The sequence below is a fragment of the Actinomadura formosensis genome (assembly GCF_050948385.1).
In the GTDB taxonomy this organism is placed as follows: domain Bacteria; phylum Actinomycetota; class Actinomycetes; order Streptosporangiales; family Streptosporangiaceae; genus Spirillospora; species Spirillospora formosensis.
This window is the reverse complement of record NZ_CP192011.1, coordinates 4,578,810-4,582,938: the sequence shown is the minus strand read 5'-3', so window position 1 is coordinate 4,582,938 and position 4,129 is coordinate 4,578,810. Positions and strand designations below refer to the sequence as shown.

Annotated in this window: 5 protein-coding genes; 4 read left to right on the top strand and 1 reads right to left on the bottom strand. The window is 72.6% G+C overall.

Features of this window, described 5'->3' with window-relative positions; translation table 11 throughout:
• The first annotated feature begins 11 nt into the window (after positions 1 to 11).
• Genes ACQP1N_RS21765 through ACQP1N_RS21755 form a run of 3 tightly spaced genes read left to right on the top strand, consistent with a single transcriptional unit; the run spans position 12 to position 1,577 of the window.
• Positions 12 to 221: an MbtH family protein gene (locus ACQP1N_RS21765; RefSeq protein ID WP_067807316.1), complete on the top strand. Its 210-nt coding sequence runs from the start codon at positions 12 to 14 to the stop codon at positions 219 to 221.
• On the top strand, positions 214 to 843 hold the full coding sequence (locus ACQP1N_RS21760) for a GNAT family N-acetyltransferase (RefSeq protein WP_067807313.1): 630 nt from the start codon (positions 214 to 216) through the stop codon (positions 841 to 843). The genes ACQP1N_RS21765 and ACQP1N_RS21760 overlap by 8 nt, the downstream gene beginning before the upstream one ends.
• Positions 840 to 1,577 (top strand): thioesterase II family protein, encoded by a 738-nt coding sequence (locus tag ACQP1N_RS21755; protein ID WP_067807310.1) that lies wholly within the window; start codon positions 840 to 842, stop codon positions 1,575 to 1,577. Before ACQP1N_RS21760 ends, ACQP1N_RS21755 begins: the two co-directional genes overlap by 4 nt.
• 89 nt (positions 1,578 to 1,666) lie before the next feature.
• Here ACQP1N_RS21755 and ACQP1N_RS21750 read toward each other — a convergent pair whose 3' ends face one another.
• Entirely contained in the window at positions 1,667 to 2,731 is a 1,065-nt protein-coding gene (locus ACQP1N_RS21750) for a S1 family peptidase (protein ID WP_433226290.1), read from the bottom strand.
• A gap of 299 nt (positions 2,732 to 3,030) precedes the next feature.
• Here ACQP1N_RS21750 and ACQP1N_RS21745 point away from each other — a divergent pair, with 299 nt between their 5' ends.
• Positions 3,031 to 3,984: an ornithine cyclodeaminase family protein gene (locus ACQP1N_RS21745; RefSeq protein ID WP_433226288.1), complete on the top strand. Its 954-nt coding sequence runs from the start codon at positions 3,031 to 3,033 to the stop codon at positions 3,982 to 3,984.
• Positions 3,985 to 4,129: the final 145 nt, after the last annotated feature.

The following is a 4,129-nucleotide window of genomic DNA, read 5'->3' as shown; positions in this document are numbered from 1 at the left end:
AAGGGAGACAGATGAGCAACCCGTTCGAGGACCCCGACGGCACGTACGTCGTCCTCGTCAACGACGAGGGCCAGCACTCGCTGTGGCCGTCCTTCGCCGAGGTCCCCCCCGGCTGGACGGTGGCCAAGGACGAGGACACCCGGCAGGCGTGCCTCGACTACATCAACGAGAACTGGACGGACATGCGGCCCAAGAGCCTCATCGAGGCGATGGGTGGCTGATCTCGAAATCCCCTCGGTCACCGAGTGGGAGATGGAGATGCTCGACGCGGCGGACCTGCGTCCCGCGCCGCTGCCGGGCGTCGAGATGACGTTCACGCTGGCCGCGCTGCCGTCCGCGGACGTCAACCGCGCCCTGTACGCGACGGTCGGCGCCCGCGTCTGCTGGACGGACCGCTTCCCCTGGACGTACGAGCAGTGGCGGGCCTGGGTGGAGCGGCCCGAGCTGAGCACGTGGATCGCCATGGCCGAGGGCACCGTCGCCGGCTTCTTCGAGATCGAGGCGCAGCCCGGCGGGGACACCGAGATCCACCTGGTGGGCCTCACCCCCGCGTTCGTCGGCCGCGGCTACGGCGGCTACCTCGTCGAGCAGTGCGCACGCCGCGCCTGGCAGCGCGGCGAGCTGTGGGCCGCGGACTGCGGCCCCGCCTCCCGGGTGTGGCTGCGCACCAGCAGCCTCGACCATCCGAACGCGATCGCCAACTACCGGCGGCGGGGCTTTAAGGTGGCCGCGGAGACCATTGCGCCCAAGCTCGTCCCGGACCCGAGGGTCGCGCCGTGGCCACTGCCGCACGACCCGCGCACGGCCTCCCGCCGGAACGAGCAGGAGGAGTTGATCACGTGACCTGGTTCCGCTGTACCGAGACGCGCCCCTGGGCGTCGATGCGGCTGTTCTGCCTGCCGCACGCGGGCGGGTCGGCGGTGTTCTACCGGCCGTGGGCGAAGGAGATCAGCCCGGCCGTCGAGGTGCACGCCGTCCAGTACCCGGGCCGCGCCGACCGGATGGCGGACGCGTTCGTCACCGACGCCCACCAGCTCGCCCGCCTCATCGCGGGTGCGATGGCCCCGCTGACGGACCGTCCCGCCGCGCTGTTCGGGCACAGCATGGGCGCCGTCCTCGCCTACGAGGTGGCGCGGCTGCTGCAGGAGCGGGGCAGCGCCCCCGTGCACGTGTTCGCCTCCGGGGCCCGGCCGCCGCACGACCGCGGCGCCGACCGCGTGTCCGGCAGGGACGACGACGGTGTGGTCGAGGAGATGATCAAGCTGGGCGGCACCGATGCCGATGCCCTGCGGGACCCGGAACTGCGCGAGCTGGTCCTGCCGTACGTCCGCAACGACTTCACGCTGATCGAGGACTACGCGCACCGGGACGGGACGCGGCTGACCGTCCCGGTCACCGCCATCATCGGGGACGCCGACTCGCACGTGACCGAGGAGCAGGCGCGCGGCTGGGGCGAGGTCACGGGCGGGCGGTTCGCGCTCAAGGTGCTGCCGGGCGGCCACTTCTACCTGACCGATCAGCAGTCCGCGGTCATCGCCGAGATCCACCGCACCCTGGAGGTCCCGGCCACCGGCTGAGCCCCCGCCCGCCGGCCCGGACGTGCGGCGGCGGGCCGCCCCCACGGAGTTCGGATGGGGACGGCCCGCCTGTCACGGAAGCCGCGGGATCAGTAGACGCTCAGCCCGTAGCTGTTGAGCGCCTCGGCGACCGGCTGGAAGAACGTCGTCCCGCCCGAGCTGCAGTTGCCGCTGCCGCCCGAGGTCAGGCCGAGCGCGCTCGACCCGTCGAACAGCGAGCCGCCGCTGTCGCCCGGCTCCGCGCACACCGTGGTGCGGATCAGTCCGCTGACGCTGCCCTGCGAGTAGTTCACCGTCTGGTTCAGCGCGGTGACCCGGCCGCTGTGCAGGCCGGTGGTGCTGCCGCTGCGGTACACGGTCTGCCCGACCGTGGCGCTCCCGACGTCGGTGATGTCCTGGGTGCCGCCGTAGAGGCTGACGGCGCCCTGGGTGTCGGCGGGCGTCGAGTTGTACTGCACGATCCCGTAGTCGTTGCCCGGGAAGCTGCTGGCGACGGTGTTGCCCAGCGTCCGCCCGGACCGGTCGGTCCAGGTCGAGCCGATGTTGGTGCAGTGCCCGGCGGTGACGAAGTAGTACGTGCCGCCGCTCTGGACGTTGAAGCCCAGCGAGCAGCGGGCGCCGCCGGTGTAGATGGCCTCGCCGCCGAGGGTGAACGTGCGGAACTGCCCGGCGACCTTCTCGGTGCGGACGGCCGCGCCCTGCCGGGCCGCGGCGGCCTTCACCTTCTTGAGCTTCGCGCCCTTGACCGTGCCGTCCATGCTGAGGACGACCTGGTTGGAGGCCGGGTCCACGGCCCAGGCCGTGCCGGGCACGGTCGCCTCGCGCTTGAGCGCCGCCATGACCTTGTTCAGGTCGGTGCCGCTGCGCGCGACGGTCTGCGGGACGGCGCCCGCGGCGCGGACGGTCTGCGCCGACTTGGCGTCGGTGACGGTGACGACCAGCTTGCCGCCTCTGATATAGGAACCCGCGGTGTGGGTGCCGAGCCGATGCTCCAGCGACGCCGCGATGCCACCGGGAGCGGCCGGCGCGGCGTGCGCCGCGGGAGCGGCGGTCGCGGTGGGCGTGGTGGGAGCGGCGGCGAGGGTCGCCGCGGCCACGCCGGCCGCGGCCGTGGCGACGACGGCGGTACCGACGAGGGTGTGACGCGTCTTCACTTGTGCCTCCAGCGGGGGGATTGGCGCACCCTTGTGGTGCGCCGGAGGTCTTGGACATGGTGTAAGAACTGTCAATGCGGGCGTAAGGGGCAGAAGCTGACCAATTCCCAGCAAGATCATTGGCACCCTGGCGGGGGGAGCGTGGTCAGCGCGTCCGGCGGATCTCCCCGGCGGAGTGAATCCGACATGTGGTCAAGAACACTGGGGATCGGATATTCGACGCGAATCCCCGCGTTCCGGTTCCCAGGGAGCAAAATGCCCGGGTGGTCACCGGACGGGCCAGATGTGAGAATGGCTTGGTGACGCTCCTTTTGGCTCGTTCCAACCTGGAGGCGCTGCTCGATCCCGGCGCGTGCCTCGACGCGCTGCGCCGCGGATTCACGGCCGAGCGGGACGGGACGGTCGCGCGCCGGGTGATCGCGGGACTGCCCGGCCGGGGCAGCGCGACCGCGCTGCTGCCGGGCCTGGTCGCGGGCATCCCCGCCTACACGGTCAAGGTCAACGCCAAGTTCCCCGGCAGCCGCCCGGCGCTGCGCGGCGTCGTCTGCCTGCACGACCTCGGCACCGGCGAGCTGCTGGCCCAGCTCGACTCGGCGACCGTGACCGCGTGGCGGACCGGGCTGGCCGCCGCGCTCGGCACGCACGCGCTGGCCCGTCCGGGTGCCGGCACCGTCGCGGTGATCGGCGCGGGGGCGCAGGCCGACCTGGTCATGCGGGGACTGGCGGAGCTGCGCGAGGTGCGCGGGCTCACCGTCTGCGACCTGGACGCCGGCCGCGCCGCCGCCTTCGCCGAACGGCACGGCACCCGGCTCGGAATCGGCGCGGCCGTCGCGGCCGGCCCGCGCGCCGCCGTCCGGGACGCCGGGATCGTCGTCATGGCGACCTGGGCGCGCCGCCCCCTCCTGCACGCCGCCGACGTCCTGCCCGGGACGCACGTCACCTCGCTCGGCGCGGACGAGCCCGGCAAGGCCGAGCTGGGCACCGACCTGCTGAAGGGCGCCCGCGTCGTGGTGGACGACGTCCCGCTCGCGGCCGAGATGGGCGTGCTGGCCGCCGCGGGACTCGGCGCCGGGCACGCCGCCGGGACGCTCCGCGACCTGCTGCGCGGCCGGATGCCGGGCCGGGTGAAGGGCGACGAGGTCACCGTGTACGCGCCGGTCGGGCTGCCCTGGCAGGACCTCGCGCTCGGCTGGACCGCCTACGAGGCGGCCCGCGCGACCGGTACCGGGACGAAGTTCGATTTCTTGGCGTGATCAGGTGTGTACCGCTTTTTTCGCGGAATACCGGTCCGTGGATCGATGCATACGCCGCTTTGCAATGACGCCCCGAATAAAGTTGACTCCTCTCGGTAAGATCACCCACCCCACGCCAGGTGACCCATGAACCCCTGTTTACCTC